The 15,475-nt window shown below is 37.0% G+C and carries 15 protein-coding genes; 8 read left to right on the top strand and 7 right to left on the bottom strand.

The annotated features are described in order from the left end of the window. Window positions 1–98: 98 nt before the first annotated feature. Window positions 99–491: a DUF5365 family protein gene (locus tag AC0C45_RS25075; RefSeq protein ID WP_047931540.1), complete on the bottom strand. Its 393-nt coding sequence runs from the start codon at window positions 489–491 to the stop codon at window positions 99–101. 155 nt (window positions 492–646) lie between these two features. Here AC0C45_RS25075 and AC0C45_RS25070 point away from each other — a divergent pair, with 155 nt between their 5' ends. After that, on the top strand, window positions 647–1,558 hold the full coding sequence (locus AC0C45_RS25070) for an RluA family pseudouridine synthase (protein WP_047931539.1): 912 nt from the start codon (window positions 647–649) through the stop codon (window positions 1,556–1,558). A 202-nt stretch (window positions 1,559–1,760) separates the two neighbouring features. On the opposite strand, the gene AC0C45_RS25065 is transcribed toward AC0C45_RS25070, so the two are convergent. Continuing rightward, window positions 1,761–3,779, bottom strand: coding sequence for a methyl-accepting chemotaxis protein (locus AC0C45_RS25065; protein ID WP_047931538.1), 2,019 nt, complete (start codon window positions 3,777–3,779; stop codon window positions 1,761–1,763). Window positions 3,780–3,919: 140 nt separating this feature from the next. Continuing rightward, complete coding sequence (locus AC0C45_RS25060; protein ID WP_016762935.1) at window positions 3,920–4,795, bottom strand: cation diffusion facilitator family transporter; 876 nt, start codon at window positions 4,793–4,795, stop codon at window positions 3,920–3,922. Between the two features lie 332 nt (window positions 4,796–5,127). Between AC0C45_RS25060 and AC0C45_RS25055 the strand changes: the two genes are divergently transcribed. Beyond that, entirely contained in the window at window positions 5,128–6,084 is a 957-nt protein-coding gene (locus AC0C45_RS25055) for an L-lactate dehydrogenase (RefSeq protein WP_013081626.1), read from the top strand. Between the two features lie 62 nt (window positions 6,085–6,146). After that, a complete protein-coding gene (locus tag AC0C45_RS25050; RefSeq protein WP_034654572.1) occupies window positions 6,147–7,727 on the top strand; it encodes a lactate permease LctP family transporter in 1,581 nt (526 codons plus the stop codon). 96 nt (window positions 7,728–7,823) lie between these two features. Here AC0C45_RS25050 and AC0C45_RS25045 read toward each other — a convergent pair whose 3' ends face one another. Continuing rightward, on the bottom strand, window positions 7,824–8,816 hold the full coding sequence (locus AC0C45_RS25045; RefSeq protein ID WP_047931536.1) for a zinc-binding dehydrogenase: 993 nt from the start codon (window positions 8,814–8,816) through the stop codon (window positions 7,824–7,826). 417 nt (window positions 8,817–9,233) lie between these two features. On the opposite strand from AC0C45_RS25045, the gene AC0C45_RS25040 reads away from it, so the two are divergent. After that, window positions 9,234–9,764, top strand: a complete 531-nt coding sequence (locus AC0C45_RS25040; RefSeq protein ID WP_013055250.1) for an IseA DL-endopeptidase inhibitor family protein — start codon at window positions 9,234–9,236, stop codon at window positions 9,762–9,764. Between the two features lie 249 nt (window positions 9,765–10,013). On the opposite strand, the gene AC0C45_RS25035 is transcribed toward AC0C45_RS25040, so the two are convergent. After that, window positions 10,014–10,283, bottom strand: a complete 270-nt coding sequence (locus tag AC0C45_RS25035; RefSeq protein ID WP_014461729.1) for a hypothetical protein — start codon at window positions 10,281–10,283, stop codon at window positions 10,014–10,016. Between the two features lie 127 nt (window positions 10,284–10,410). Between AC0C45_RS25035 and AC0C45_RS25030 the strand changes: the two genes are divergently transcribed. Beyond that, entirely contained in the window at window positions 10,411–11,553 is a 1,143-nt protein-coding gene (locus AC0C45_RS25030; RefSeq protein WP_013081622.1) for an AI-2E family transporter, read from the top strand. 35 nt (window positions 11,554–11,588) lie between these two features. On the opposite strand, the gene AC0C45_RS25025 is transcribed toward AC0C45_RS25030, so the two are convergent. Continuing rightward, on the bottom strand, window positions 11,589–11,984 hold the full coding sequence (locus tag AC0C45_RS25025; protein ID WP_016762930.1) for an SET domain-containing protein: 396 nt from the start codon (window positions 11,982–11,984) through the stop codon (window positions 11,589–11,591). A 344-nt stretch (window positions 11,985–12,328) separates the two neighbouring features. Between AC0C45_RS25025 and AC0C45_RS25020 the strand changes: the two genes are divergently transcribed. Next, window positions 12,329–13,099, top strand: a complete 771-nt coding sequence (locus AC0C45_RS25020) for a TatD family hydrolase (protein ID WP_237893395.1) — start codon at window positions 12,329–12,331, stop codon at window positions 13,097–13,099. 32 nt (window positions 13,100–13,131) lie between these two features. Here the strand turns inward: AC0C45_RS25020 and AC0C45_RS25015 are convergent, their stop codons facing one another. Then, window positions 13,132–13,269: a lmo0937 family membrane protein gene (locus AC0C45_RS25015; RefSeq protein ID WP_013055244.1), complete on the bottom strand. Its 138-nt coding sequence runs from the start codon at window positions 13,267–13,269 to the stop codon at window positions 13,132–13,134. Window positions 13,270–13,463: 194 nt separating this feature from the next. Here AC0C45_RS25015 and AC0C45_RS25010 point away from each other — a divergent pair, with 194 nt between their 5' ends. After that, entirely contained in the window at window positions 13,464–13,907 is a 444-nt protein-coding gene (locus AC0C45_RS25010) for a YfmQ family protein (protein ID WP_472928945.1), read from the top strand. 141 nt (window positions 13,908–14,048) lie between these two features. Further along, a complete protein-coding gene (locus AC0C45_RS25005) occupies window positions 14,049–15,350 on the top strand; it encodes a CitMHS family transporter (RefSeq protein WP_047931533.1) in 1,302 nt (433 codons plus the stop codon). Window positions 15,351–15,475: the final 125 nt, after the last annotated feature.

Below are 15,475 nucleotides of genomic sequence, written 5' to 3'. Positions count from 1 at the left end.
ACGAATTTAACGATATCACAAGTTCTTTTTTTATCCAATTGAAAGCCAAAATTCATTAAAAAAAGAAAAAAGCATGGGATAATCATGCTTTTTTCTTTTCAATTTATGTATGAATTATAAAACGATTCATACGAATACGTAATCAAATTGTTTTCTTTTGCAAAACACTCAATGGAAACAGGAAATAAGAACCCGTATTTTTTTAAAATTGCAATATTTTTTTTGAATTGCTCGCCGTCGCTTTCTTCAATCGGCCGATGCTGGATCGCTTCAATCACGGCAATTATTGTCTGAAGGCTACTAATGACTTGCAATGCTTCATCGAGTAAGCCATTATATAAATGGTCTGTACAATAATCTGGGTTCAATAATTCATCAGGATTAAGCTTATCTACAGATACATACCGAGGTAACAAGTCATAGCGAAGCTGTTCAGTCAACTCTTCTATGTAATTCTCCATTTCTGGCGGAGCTGCTTGGGCAATTTTCATGGTTACCCCCCCTTTTTTCTCTTAACTTATGTCTCTTTATTTAGCATAACATAAACATAAAACGAGAACTTCAGGTAGTTATTTCCTCCTAATTATTTACAAGTTCTTTTAAAAGATTAAAGGATATTTACTAGTATGTAAGGAAGGGATTAAATATGAGTATACACGGCCAATGGCTAGAAGATAAAATCGCAAAAAATGATGCAGGGCAAACAATTGAAGATTATTTAAAAACGAAATGGCGTATTCCTAAAAAAACGCTGCATCAGTTCCGGATGAAGAAAAATGTGCTTATAAACGGCGAGCCTTTACCATGGAGAAACACTCTTAAGGAACATGATAAAATGTCACTTCCTTTTTTTGAAGCAGAGCCTAATGAAATAACACCTTACAATATTGATATAGAGATTTTGTTTGAAGATGAGCACGTACTAATCGTAAACAAACCAATCAACCTAGATACTCATCCTTCATCAGAACAAGACCAAAAAACTCTTTTAAATGCTGTAGCTGCTTATTTTCAAAAAATAGGCCTCAAAACAAAGCCTAGACACGTTCACCGTTTGGACAGCGATACATCAGGTGCTATCTTATTCACGAAGCATTTTGTAGCAAGCTCTGTGTTTGATCAGCTGCTGGCTGAACGTAAAATTAATCGGACTTATATTGCCATCGTCCAAGGAATCATAAAAAAAGAGGACGGAATCATCAATGAACCCATTGGACGCGATCGTCATCACGCTACAAGAAGAAGAGTATCTAGAACGGGACAAGCTGCCAAAACACGTTATCGGGTGTTAAAACGCAATACGGCGAAAAACGAAACGCTTATTGAACTTTCGCTCGAAACCGGACGCACTCACCAAATTCGTGTTCATATGAGTCACATCGGCTATCCATTACTTGGTGATACTCTTTATGGAGGAAAGAGATTAAAAGAACAGCAGCAAGCTTTACATGCCACTAAGCTTTCTTTTATACACCCGTTTACACGTCAGCGCGTGTCAGCTGTTGCACCTCTAACTCAGCAAGTCTTTTCGCCTTACAGCAAGTTGTTTTCTTATTAAACATAAAAGAGAGGTTAAGACACAACCAGCTAAGGGCAAACAAATAGAAGAAGTGCGCTGAACCGCTTGAGATACCTACATGAAACCTGCGTTCACCATATCAATAAAAGAATCCGAACGAGTTGAATTCTTTATCAAGAATCTCAATTCATCGTTCGGATTTTCCTTTAACTAAAATACTTTTGTCCTAGCCTCTTTTTTTCTATTGAATTTTAAATTGACGAATCAAGTTCGCCAATTCTTCACTAATCTCTTGCAGATGTTCCGCTGATTGAGAAACAGTAGAAATAGCTCTAATTTGTTCTTCTGTGGAAGCGGTAATCTCTTCAGTTCCTGCTGCTGATTGCTGTGCAATGGCTGCTATGCTTTGAATTGCCGCTACCACGTCTTCCTTATGCTCATCGATACTGTCCATGCTGCTTGTCACATGTTCGACAGCCGCCGCCACTTGTTCAATCGTAGTTGCAATTTCATGAAAAGCTCGTTCTGTATCTCCTACCACAAAGTCTTGAGACTTTGAAAGCTCTTCTGTACGGTTGCATTCTTCACGCGCAGCAGCGACTTCACCTTGAATCGCTGCAATCGTATGACGAACTTGTTCAGTGGCCTGAGAGGACTGTTCAGCAAGTTTTCGCACTTCTTCAGCTACTACCGCAAATCCTTTGCCATGTTCTCCTGCACGAGCTGCTTCAATACTAGCATTTAATGCAAGTAAATTTGTCTGATCTGAAATACTATTAATCGTGAAAATAATAGATTCAATTTTTTTCATCTTATTTGTTAACTCTTCCATTACAGCTTGAACAGCGTGAATCGTTTGAGACGATTCAGTGGTTTGGCTGCGAAGGAGCTGCATCTGTTTTAAACCTTTTTCATTGATGCTTACAGCTTCAATCGTCATTTTATTAATCTGTGCATTTTGTTCAATGACTTCTTCAATTTGCGAAGATAAACTCATCGTTTTATGATTAGTAGAGTCAGCGTCAGAAGCTTGCTGCGTGGCACCGCTGGCAATCTCATGGATAGCCCGGCCGATTTCTTCACTGGATGCAGTTGCTTCTTCAGATACGGCACTCAAGTCTTCAACAGACGTTTTTACTGTCTCAACAGATGTCTGAACCGTGCCAATCAATGTTTTCATTTTGGCTACCATATCATTAAATAAATGAGTAAGCTCACCAATTTCATCTTTTGACTTCGTCTTCACCTGAACCGTTAAATCGCCAGCTGTTACTTTGGCTACTTCATTTTTCAAGCGGCGAATCGGATTAGTAATAATTCTTGAGAAAAAGATGGTTAACACCACTGATAATAAGATGCCAATTAACGCAATCCAGACAATAACAGTCAGTAAATGATGAGCGCTTGAGAGCATTTCATTATAAATAAAGGCATTTCCTATCTTCCAATTCGTCCCTTCGAGAGTATCATATGCCATCACTCTCTCTTCACCTTGAAAGGTATACTTCATGAAATCTCTATTCCGGTCTGCTTCGTACATTTTTTTCATAAATGGCTGATTCATCAAATTTTTCCCAGCTTCTGTTGGATGAACGAGCGCTGTGCCATTTTGATCAAATAAAAATGCATACCCACCGTGATTTACTTCTGCTTTACCTACAATGTTTTTTAATGCATCTAAGTCTAAATCAGTAGCTATAACGCCCAGCACATTTTTAGTATCTGGATCTAAAATAGCCTTTGCAATTGTCACGACCGTCTTTTTTGTTGCTGCATCTTCATATGGATCCGTATAAATAACCTCATTAGGTGATTCTACTGCTTGTTTGTACCATACCCTTGAAGTCGGATCATAGTTTGAACCAAACTCTTGTTTAGGAACAGAATACATTCCTTTATTTTTAGTGCCTATGTATTCAAGTGCTAGGTTTGGATACTTTTCTTTAAACTGCGTAAACTCTTTTTGAACTGTGTTCCATGTAAAATACGGATTTTTCTCTTGGTTTGTTTGATCTCCTTCCTGCTTAACAAAATTAACAATTACATCGTTTTCACTATACGTTAGCAAAGAACGACTATACATGTCTAAGTACGTATGAATGGTTTCTTTTAACTCTTTCACTTGACTTTGAGACTGAATTTCTACATCTTTTTCTATTTGCGTTTTGGTAAATTGATAAACAGCCCCTGAAACAACTAATAATAAAATAGCTATAAAAATACTAAAAAATACTACGAGCTTCGCACTTAACCTCTTCATTCCCTCACCCTTCTACAAAAATCTTTATATTACTAATAACGGCTTTTCATTTTCATTTTTGAAGAAGTTTTTGTGATTTATTTCAAATTCCCGCAAAATAAAACCAGCGCATCCTTTCATAACGAAAGAACGTGCTGGTCTTATTTTTGTTTTTCGTATGCATCAGGTTCAATATGAACAAGCGTATCTTTAATTTGATGCTCATCGTTCATCATATGTTCAATTTGATCAGCAATTTCATGGCTTTTGATAACATTTAAATGGGGATCTACTTTAACAGTTACATCAATCACGACTTGATTACCAAGCTTGCGCGCTTTCACATCTTCTACTTCTTTTACACCTTCTACAAGCTCGATGCTTTCTTTGTAGTGCCCTAACTTTTCTTCATCAAATCCGTCCGTTAAAGAATGAGCCGCTTCTTTAAAAATCTCAATGGCTGTTTTACAAATAATAATTCCCACAGCAAAAGCAGCTACCACGTCCAGCCAGGGCAGGCCGAATTGTGAGCCGAAAATTCCCACGACAGCCCCTATACTCACAAGTGCATCAGACAAATTATCTTTAGCAACCGCATATAAAGACTGGCTATCAAGTTTTTTAGCAAGCTTAATATTATATCGGTAGACACCACCCATAACAGCAGCCGCTCCAAGACCTACCCAAGCAGCCAGTAAATTAGGCGCTTCAGATTTGTCCATAAATAATGACTGACCCGCATCGACCAATACTTCTAGTCCGATTACCATCATGATAAAAGAAGCAATAAGTGAAGAGATATGTTCCGCTCTGGAATGTCCATAGGGATGATCATTATCGCGAGGTTTTTTAGAGATTTTTAAGCCGACTAAGACGGCAATTGATGCAATAATATCTGTAACATTATTAAGACCGTCGGCTTTTAATGCAGAGGAAGCGGTGACACCCGCAATGATAAGTTTACATGTCGATAAAAAGATATATGATAAGATACTAACCCAAGCGCCTTTTTGGGCTTGCTCATAGTAGTTCTCCATCCCTTCCACTCCTTTATTCAAAATAAGCAAACTTAGTGTAACAAATGGATTTCGTGTGGGTCTATAGAAACATTATTGGCTGCTAACATACAAATAGAGAATGTTAAACTCTTTAGCTTTCTGCAAAACAAGTTGCCTTTACTCAACACTTTAAACGTTTAAGATCTTTCTAAATGTGGCACTTCATGTAGAAGGACATTTTTTTAAATCGCCCTGTAAAATTGTTTACTATTTTTTAAAGGGTGTGATTTTTATCACAGCTGAAGCAATTTATTCTTGTTACACTAACATTGTGAAAAACATCACAAAATAAAATTCAAAGGATGATACAAATGAAAACACAATTTACACCAAAAACACGAAAAGTTGCCGTTATCGGAACTGGTTTTGTGGGCTCAAGCTACGCTTTTTCAATGGTGAATCAAGGTATTGCCAATGAATTAGTGTTAATCGATATGAACAAAGAAAAAGCAGAAGGTGAAGCACGTGATATCAATCATGGAATGCCATTTGCCACACCGATGAAAATCTGGGCTGGAGATTATAAAGACTGTGCTGACGCTGATTTAGTAGTTATTACAGCGGGCGCTAATCAAGCTCCAGGGGAAACACGCTTAGATCTAGTTGAAAAAAACGTTAAAATTTTTGAATGCATTGTAAAAGATATTATGAACAGCGGATTTGACGGCATCATTTTAGTGGCAACAAATCCAGTTGATATTCTCGCACACGTTACACAAAAAGTATCAGGATTACCAAACGAACGGGTAATTGGTTCAGGAACGATTCTTGACACAGCTCGCTTCCGCTACTTGTTAAGCGACTATTTCGAAGTAGATTCTCGCAACGTCCACGCTTATATTATGGGGGAACATGGAGATACGGAATTTCCTGTTTGGAGCCACGCGCAAATTGGCGGTGTGAAGCTCGAACATTTTATCAATACTGCCGCTATTGAAAAAGAACCCGATATGCAGCATCTATTCGAACAAACCCGCGATGCGGCTTACCATATTATTAATCGAAAAGGAGCGACTTATTACGGAATTGCAATGGGGCTTGTACGTATTACCAAGGCTATTTTAGATGATGAAAATTCTATTTTAACAGTATCTGCTTTATTAGAAGGACAATACGGTATTTCTGATGTGTATATCGGCGTACCAGCTATCATTAATAAAAACGGCGTGCGTCAAATTATTGAATTGAATTTAACCCCTCACGAACAGCAGCAGCTCGAGCACTCTGCTAGCATTCTTAAGCAAACTCGCGACAGAGCTTTTGTGTAACATCTAAAGATTTTTGCGGGGGACTCCCCCGCTCCCTTGTTTTAAATATGTAGTAGAGGTGTATGAATATGACGTGGACTCAGGTATATAATCCGTTAGATAATATTTGGCTTTCTGCACTAATTGCACTCATCCCCATTATCTTTTTCTTTATTGCTTTAACTCTTTTGAAATTAAAAGGACATATTGCTGCTGGTATTACAGTGCTTCTTGCTATGATTATTGCTATTTATTTTTATGATATGCCTGCTTCAATGATCTTAGGAGCCACAGGCTATGGGTTTCTGTATGCACTTTGGCCCATCAGCTATATTATTATCGGAGCGGTGTTCTTATACAAGCTAACTGTCAAAAGCGGACAGTTTACTACCATCAGACAATCTATTATTTCAATAACCGACGACCCCCGCTTGCAAATGCTGCTTGTTGCTTTTTCCTTTAATGCTTTTTTAGAAGGGGCAGCGGGATTTGGAGCTCCAATTGCCATTACAGCAGCGCTTCTAGTTGGACTTGGGTTCAAACCGTTAAAAGCAGCGGCGCTATGTTTAATTGCTAATACAGCTTCAGGAGCGTTTGGCGCCATGGGGATTCCTGTTATTGTCGCAGGACAAGTATCTGGCATAGATCCAAAAGAAATTGCTCATTTTCTTGGCACGCAGCTTCCGATTATTTCTTTTCTTATCCCTTTTTTACTTGTCTTTATTATGGATGGGATAAAAGGATTAAAAGACGTATGGAAAGCAACGAGCATCACAGCCGTTTCCTATGCACTGACACAGTATTTAACTGTTACATACATCGGCCCTGAACTTCCAAATATCACATCTTCTATTGTGAGTTTACTTGCTCTTGCTTTTTATATTAAACGAACAAGCCCGGCAGCGGCTAAAAGCTTCAGCCTGTCACCAAAACAGATTTTAAAGGCTTGGTCTCCTTTTATTCTATTAACGATACTCGTTACGGCTTGGAGCATTTCTTTTGTCAAAACAATGCTTGAACATATGAACCTGCTTATTAACGTCCCATTTTTACACAATCACGTAATTAAAGCAGCGCCTTTAGTAAAAGATCCTACGCCTTACGCTGCTATCTTAAAAATAGACGTATTTGCAGCAACAGGTACAGCAATTCTTATTGCTTGTATCCTTTCAGTTTTCTTGCTTAACATATCGCCAAAAGTGGCATGGACCACTCTTTTAGAAACCGTAAAAGAATTATCAAGGCCTATTATTACTATTATGATGGTCATTGCTTTTGCTTTTATTTCAAATTACTCAGGACAGTCTTCTACACTTGGATTGGCGCTCGCTACATCAGCTGCTTATTTTCCATTTTTATCCCCATTTCTTGGCTGGATCGGCGTATTTCTAACGGGGTCTGTCGTATCAAATAATGCGCTGTTCGGCAACTTGCAGCTAACTACAGCTCAGCAAATTAATGTCTTGCCGGTTATTCTCGTAGCGGCCAATACTGCCGGCGGCGTGATGGCTAAAATGCTTTCTCCTCAATCAATTGCTGTCGCTGCCGGAGCAGTGGGACTGGCTGGAAAAGAAGGTGAACTGTTTAAATACACGCTCAAATACAGCATGGGATTTTTGATAATAGGAGGATTTGTTACCTTTTTATTGGCGTGGTGGTTATGATAAAAAAGCGCTAAAAAACTGTTATTACCGTGTTTCTTTCATTTAAACAAACGTTTGATTATATAAAAAAGTCCCCAGTTAGCACTGGGGGTTTTTTTATTCTGAAATAAGTAAACCTATATTGCCGAATTGTTTTCCTTTATCTAATCGTTCGCAAGCTGCAACTGCCTCTGACAGCGGATAGAATCGATCGACGATTGGTTTAATTTGATGTTTCTCTATAAAATCCATCATGTCCACGAATTCTTCCTGACTTCCCATAGACGTACCAAGTATGTTGAATTGAGGATAAAAAATGGTTCTTAGAGGTAATTCAACTTCATTTCCAGAACTTGCACCAAAATTAACAATTCTTCCATTTGGCTTTAATATTTCAAAATAAGTAGGAAATAAAGCTGCCCCCACACTATCAAGTATGATATCTACTTTTCTATTGTTGGTTTCTTCTTTTAAGTTGCTTCCGCTATCTAATGCATAATTCGCTCCATGCTTTAGAGCTTGCTTTCTTTTTTCACCACTTCTAGAAGTGACTGTTACGTTAGCTCCGATAGCTTTTGCGAATAACAATCCATAGGTCGCGACTCCGCTTCCTATACCGGGAATAAGGAGGTGCTCTCCTTTTTTTAATTGGCCTTTTGTAAATAGAGCTCTATAAGCAGTTAAAGCGGATAGTGAAAGAACCCCCGCCTGTTTCCAAGATAGATAAGCTGGCTTTTGTACAACGTTATTCGCTTGTATGATTACATACTCTGCAAATGTTCCATGTGATGGACCGCCTAAAATTTTAGGTGTAAGTGGAACGTGTTCTACACAATCCCACTCTAGACTCGGATTAACAATTACTTCCATTCCTTTTTTTAAACCTTTTACGCCTTCTCCCAATTCTTCTATAATGCCTGCACCGTCTGAACCGGGAATAATCGGCTTATCTCCTTTACCTCTATTTTTCATAACGAACAAGTCTCTCCGGTTTAAACCTGCTGTTTTTAACCTTATTTTTATTTCTCCCCTTTGAGGATGCATCTCCTGAAGGTCTCTGTACTTCATGCCTGCTATTCCACTTTTTTCACTATGTATAATGCCTTTCATCCTTTCGCCTCCTCTTAATCTACCCTACTAAAAAGCTGTAAATGGCAAAAGAAATATGCCTAAAAAAAGGAAAAAAACAGTTTTCACATTCACTTTTTCACCGTTTTATCTTTATTTTTCTGTATCGTAAAGGTATTAAGCTTCTTTTATTACATTTTCATTACAAACAATATTTTTGTAATAAAAAGATTAAAAAGTAGAAAGAAACGCCTGAAAATGTTAATAAATCAACCTTTAACTGGTAATTCTCTTACTATACCTAGTTTAGAAACTAGTAAAAAACTAAAAAAAATTAAGAAAAAAAAGCCAAAACACTTTCTTTTGTTACAGATTTATTGTAATATAAATGTAACAAAAGAAATATAAAACACATAATTGTTACATAAATAAGGTTAATTAATTAGGAGTGAGTTAGAAATGAAAAAAATTGGACTAGTTTTATCATCAATCGCTATTTTCTTTACACTAAGCACTGGAGTTACAGCACAAACAACATCTACAACATTAACGGATGCAAATGCTGTCAAAATTGCAGCTAGTGCCAGCAATCATTTCTGGAGTGCTCTGCACGGTTATAAAAACAAACCATGTACAGAACGTACATTTGAATATAAAGGAACTGAGTACGTGTATCTTTGCCCTGAATTTGATACAAAAGCTGAGCTATCAAGCTACTTATCTGAGACATTTACAAATAGTGCAGTAGAAAAAGGATTAACAAATTACGGCTATATCACATATAACGGCAAACTTGCACACCCAATCGGCGACGGATTCAGCATGTTAGAGTGGTCAAAAGCAAAAACAAAGCTTGTGTATCAAACAGCAACAGTTCGCTCTTATGAATTCACAGTTCCAACTGTAGATGGCGGCAGCGTAAAACGAACTGTCACATTCTATAAATCTAATTCTCAGTGGAAAGTAAATAAATTTGACGCTGTTCAATAATAAAAAAAGCAGGCCTGCTTGAGCAGACCTGCTTTTTTTATTTTTGATCGATAACATAAATAAAACTTCTACTTACAGCGCTCTAATAGCTGTAAATAGAAGTTGAGATCACAAGTTTAAGTAAATCAAATTTTGTCGAATCCTGTAGAAACAGTGATAAGTTACGTTTTATATTACAGGCTAAATTGCTTATTGTCAACATAATTCAGCAAAAAGATAGGGCAATATATTCAGAGCATAATAAAGACATTAACTTGGATTTTGTTCATGTTCCTCTGGGTTATCATGTACAGGATGAGCGCCTGGAAATAATCTCTGCGCTTTTTCATGAAGATTTTTGTTTTCATAATTAAATGCGCTATACGTTCGCTGCCCTTCTTCCCATGAAGTAGATTTCCCCAGTTTTTGATTAACAGGAGAGCCGAAAGGACCGTCTGGAAATTCTTCAGCGGTTATATACTCATGGCTTTTTTCTACTGTAGAGAAATCATCATACGATGGTTGTTTGTCTTCTTTCAATGATTTCACCCCTTCTTTCTAGAAGATTTTCTACTAGTATGCACACTTCTTTGTAAAAAACCCTCTTAAATTAGTCTAAATCAGGGTATGATAACTATACATTTATTTTTAAAAGGAGTTGAACAGCTTGGAACCTAGACCTCAGAAAGGAACTTTTTTCCGAGAAAAAATCTTAAATAATAAATTTGTTGTATATACAATTATTATTTTTATTCTCAGCATGACTATTTTTTCGTTATCAAAAATCGGATTTATTTTAATTCCTATCTCTATTTTTATTAAAACAATCGCATTGCCAATTATCCTAGCAGGAATTTGCTTTTATTTATTTAATCCGCTTGTTGACTTTTTAGAACGAAAAGGTGTAAAACGAATTATTTCCATTCTTGTTTTATACATAGTGATTATCGGCGCATTAGCCATTATTATTTCATCGGTTATTCCGCCTCTAAAAAATCAAGTTGACCGTCTTATTGATAATATCCCAGAGCTGACGCATGACGTTCAGCATGCGGTGACGAACCTTTCGAATAACCGATATGTCGAACAAGGTCTTCAGTCGGCTAACACGGACCTAGATAAGATTTCAAAAGATGCATCAAAACACTTGAGTAAATATGTTTCTGGATTTTCAAGCGGTATTGTGAACTTTGTCGGCACCATTACAGAAATTATATTATCGGTTGCCGTTTTACCCTTTATTCTTTTCTACTTATTAAAAGATGGGAAAAACTTACCTAATTACATTGTAAAACTGCTTCCAAACCGCTCTCGTTCTGAAGCTAAATTCATTTTAGCCGACATGAACCACGCATTAAGCGCATATATTCGCGGGCAAATTTTTGTTGCGATTTGTATAGGTGTACTGCTTTTCATTGGCTATCTGATTATTGGGTTAGATTATGCATTACTTCTAGCGATTATCGCCATGGTAACCAATGTTGTCCCTTACCTTGGTCCTATTATCGCCATTATTCCAGCCATTATTATTGCGTTTATTACGTCTCCTTTCATGCTTGTAAAACTGGCCATTGTCTGGGCAGTTGTTCAATTGCTTGAAGGCAAAGTAATCTCTCCGCAAATTATGGGAAGAAGCCTGGATATTCACCCGATTACGGTCATTTTTGTCATTCTAACCGCCGGAAACTTATTCGGAATCATCGGTATTATTTTAGCCGTTCCTGGATATGCCGTTTTAAAAGTTATTATTACGCATATTTACCAATTCATCCGTTTGAATTCTACTATGTATCCAGATAAAAAAGCATAATAAAAAGCCCATCGATTTTCGATGGGCTTAACTTTTTACTTTTGTTCTTCTTCATCTTCACGATCAAACCAAAGGAGCTCTTGATCATCTTCATCTCCATTATAGTTGATGAGAATTTCTTCTCCTGCTTGGATATCCGTATATGCATAAAAATCAAAGGTATGATTGTCAAAATTAATTTCATACGTAGCATTTGGTGTATACGAGTGATTAAACAGCATACCGTATCCCAAAAGAATAGCCGTATGATTCACTCCATATTCAAAAGCATAATCCGCTAGTGTTGTTTTCTCAATAAAATCATGCTCTTTATTAGGATAAGCGATTACGGGAGCTTCGTGAATAAGCGTTCCTTTTTTTATATCTTGCTTAGCAAATACACCTCTATTAAATTCTCCGTCGCTTATCGTAGACTTTTTTATTTCGATCATATTCGTCACCTATATATTCTTTCCTCTAAGATTTTCTTCTTCCCTAAGCTTGACAGTTTCTAATGGGGAAATCAACTGTTTTTCATAACCACTTGAATATAAACTGAAGGAACGCATATCATGCGCGCTTGTGTAAGCACTTACCTTAGTAGGAACATGCGATGTGGTTTTATTTTAGACATGGAGTCGCAATGATTTGGTTAGCTCTTGTTATTTATACGTTTTCATCTATTACTAAATGGGGGAACAAAAAAACAAATAAGAAATAAAGTGGAGGTCTAACAGAAGCATACGTTTTCTTACCTATTATTTTTAAACAAAATGGGCTGGGAGGAGCAGTATTTATGAAACGAATCATTGACTCGCATATTCACCTCGATCAATATGAACCGAAAAGATGGAAAGACATAATAGAGAAGGATCGTTCGTTACAAGCGCTTATTTCTGTATCTTCTACATTACACTCTTGCCAACTTAATCAAAAAATCAGCAAGTTATATTCCTGCGTGAAACCCGCCTATGGATTTCACCCTGAACAAATGCTGCCTTCTCCAAATGAATTAGCGGAGCTATTTGCTTGGATCGATCAAAACAATGAAGAAATGATCGCTGTTGGTGAGGTTGGTCTACCTTATTACTTAAGGCAGACATACCCTCTTTCTCTAGAACCCTATTTGGAGCTGCTTGAAGCTTTTATTATTCATTCAAAAAAGTGGAGAAAGCCGTTAATTCTGCATGCTGTATATGAAGATGCTGAAATTGTGTGTGACTTACTAGAAAAACATTCCGTGTCTAAAGCTCACTTCCACTGGTTCAAAGGAGCTAAACAAACCGTTGAACGAATGAAAAACAACGGTTACTATATTTCAGTTACACCCGATATTGTATATAAGCCTAAAATCCAAGCGCTTGCCATGGAATACCCTCTTGACTACTTGATGGTCGAAACAGATGGTCCGTGGCCATTTGAAGGACCTTTTCAAAACCAGACAACGGTTCCATCAATGATACATCAGTCCGTTGAGGAAATAGCACGTCTCAAAGGAGTTTCTGGAATGGAAGCATATGATTTTTTATATCAAAATACGTCTTGTTTTTATAATCTCTCCACATAAAAGGCCTTTCCCTAAGGAAAGGCCTTTTATATCTAAATTCGTTTCACAAGTTTTACGATCAGCACAATCACTGCAATGACAAGAAGAATGTGAATGATGCCGCCGCCAATATGAAAAACTAATCCTAATAACCAAAAAATAAATAAAAGTCCAATAATCGTCCACAACATAATTTTTTCTCCTTTTTTTATATGTAGTATTTGTTATAATTTTATATTTCCCTAAATGTGCATAAATAAACGCATTTCATATACATCTTTTCACTAAAGAAGGTTCACATAATGTACAAAAAGTACTCATGTTCTCTGTGGTAAAATAAGTATGTAATCTTATTTCATTTAAACTATAGCGGAGATGATTAACTATGACGTGGATTGTACTACTTTCCATTATTCTTGTAAGTGCGCTCAAAATATTAGTAACGTGTCTTCCAACTCCAGTGGTCAAATGGCTTATGACTAAATTTCAATTACATCCAACACTTGATGACCAAAGCGTTACTATCACAGTTGATGGGAAACCTTTAGAAGGCAAAAATAAAATGCAAGTGATTGATTATTTTAATAAAGCAACATTTTTAAAACAATATTATGTCCATGAAGGAAATAAGGACTATTATAAGCACCTAGAAGACAGTGAAACTCCACTGGTTATCGATACGAAAAAAGGAAAAAAAGATGTTCGATTATGCGTATACAGTTATGATGATCATGTCGATGTCGTAAAACAGTATAAAAACAAAATTATTGCTTACAGCCTGCTGTCTGATCACCTTCAAAAGCAGTCCATAACAGCTGACCTAGCTTAAACCAGTCGCCTATAAGGCGGCTTTTTTAGTTTTAGTTTTAATTTGAAGCTATCTTATTTAAAAATACCAAACTTTAACATTAAATCTAGTGCTATAATATAAATTAATATAATTTTCTAACTTTTTAAGAGGTGATGGATAATGCTTTCTTTGTTAGGGTTTGGAATGATTGCGACTTTTCTATTTCTTGTCATTAGTAAACGCTTATCCGTGGTTGTTGCTTTTATTTTTGTCGCTATCCTCTTTGGTATAATTGGAGGTTTTAGTGCCGATATGGGCGATATGATGATGAAGGGTATTTTAAAAGTAGCTCCTACGGCCATTATGATCGTTTTTGCTATTTTATATTTTGGACTAATGATTGACGTCGGTTTATTTGATCCTATGATTTCTCGTATCCTAAACATTGTGAAAGGCGATCCTTTAAAAGTCGTAATGGCAACTGCCGTTATTACAATGCTTGTTGGCTTGGACGGAGACGGCTCTTCTACATTTTTAATTACAGTTTCCGCCTTGCTTCCTTTGTACACAAAACTGGGAATGAACCGACTAATACTGGCTTGTGTTATTAGTTTAAGCGCAGGTGTTATGAATATGATTCCTTGGGGAGGTCCTCTCGTAAGAGCCGCAGCAAGTTTGCAATTAGAAGTATCAGATCTATTTAACCCTCTTATTCCAGCTATGGCAGCGGGATTGATGTGGACTTTATTTTCAGCATACTTACTCGGAAAGAGAGAGAAAGCGCGCTTAGGCACCATTCATTTAAAAGGTTCATCAATGGCTTTTGCTGAACAGCTTTCAGTTCATGAGACCCCTGGGAAGCCACCTAGACTCTTTTGGTTTAATGCCTTATTGACACTGTGCTTAATGACTCTCTTGGTCGTAGACATACTCCCTATTCCTATTTTATTTGCTATTGCTTTTGCCATTGCTTTATTTGTTAATTTTCCTCACCCAAAAGAACAGCAGGAAAGAATCTTAAGTCATGCAAACAGCTTTGTAATGGTTAGTACGTTGGTTTTTGCAGCCGGAATCTTTACAGGCGTTTTTACAGAAACAAAAATGATGGATGCCATGGCTAATACCATTGTCAGCCTCACTCCTGAATGGCTGGGATCTCACCTTCCCTTAGTTGTAGCAATAACGAGCCTTCCTCTCAGCTTTGTATTTTCACCTGATGCTTATTACTTTGGCATTTTACCTGTTATTAGCCATACAGCAGCTAATTTTGGTGTAGACCCTGTAGAAATAGGACGAGCAGCTTTATTGGGACATTCCACAACTGGGTTTCCCCTATCTCCTTTAGTACCCGCTACTTTCATTCTGATTGGGCTGGTTGAAGTAGATTTCGGGGAGCATCAAAAGTTTCTTTTCAAGTGGGCCTTTGGGACAACTATTGTGATGACAATTACAGCCATTTTAACGAATGCTATTTCCCTTTAGACTCTATCATAAAAAAGGAAGCCGACTACCATAAGGCAATCGGCTCACACATGTAGGATATTGATTTAACACTAACAAAGTACAACACAACACTAGTAATTATATAATATATTTCATTATTTTGA

It is taken from the genome of Priestia sp. VA7, from assembly GCF_055710015.1.
Note: the sequence above shows the minus strand (reverse complement) of the source record. Positions and strands in the feature narration are given on the sequence as shown.

Bases quoted from the DNA above. Each gene is read 5' to 3' on its own strand.
- AC0C45_RS25065 (WP_047931538.1), bottom strand. From the start codon at position 3,779: ATGAAGAGGTTAAGTGCGAAGCTCGTAGTATTTTTTAGTATTTTTATA.
- AC0C45_RS25020 (WP_237893395.1), top strand. From the start codon at position 12,329: ATGAAACGAATCATTGACTCGCATATTCACCTCGATCAATATGAACCG.
- AC0C45_RS25050 (WP_034654572.1), top strand. From the start codon at position 6,147: ATGAATATGACGTGGACTCAGGTATATAATCCGTTAGATAATATTTGG.
- AC0C45_RS25040 (WP_013055250.1), top strand. From the start codon at position 9,234: ATGAAAAAAATTGGACTAGTTTTATCATCAATCGCTATTTTCTTTACA.
- AC0C45_RS25060 (WP_016762935.1), bottom strand. From the start codon at position 4,795: ATGGAGAACTACTATGAGCAAGCCCAAAAAGGCGCTTGGGTTAGTATC.
- AC0C45_RS25075 (WP_047931540.1), bottom strand. From the start codon at position 491: ATGAAAATTGCCCAAGCAGCTCCGCCAGAAATGGAGAATTACATAGAA.
- AC0C45_RS25025 (WP_016762930.1), bottom strand. From the start codon at position 11,984: ATGATCGAAATAAAAAAGTCTACGATAAGCGACGGAGAATTTAATAGA.
- AC0C45_RS25015 (WP_013055244.1), bottom strand. From the start codon at position 13,269: ATGTTGTGGACGATTATTGGACTTTTATTTATTTTTTGGTTATTAGGA.
- AC0C45_RS25010 (WP_472928945.1), top strand. From the start codon at position 13,464: ATGACGTGGATTGTACTACTTTCCATTATTCTTGTAAGTGCGCTCAAA.
- AC0C45_RS25070 (WP_047931539.1), top strand. From the start codon at position 647: ATGAGTATACACGGCCAATGGCTAGAAGATAAAATCGCAAAAAATGAT.
- AC0C45_RS25045 (WP_047931536.1), bottom strand. From the start codon at position 8,816: ATGAAAGGCATTATACATAGTGAAAAAAGTGGAATAGCAGGCATGAAG.
- AC0C45_RS25055 (WP_013081626.1), top strand. From the start codon at position 5,128: ATGAAAACACAATTTACACCAAAAACACGAAAAGTTGCCGTTATCGGA.
- AC0C45_RS25005 (WP_047931533.1), top strand. From the start codon at position 14,049: ATGCTTTCTTTGTTAGGGTTTGGAATGATTGCGACTTTTCTATTTCTT.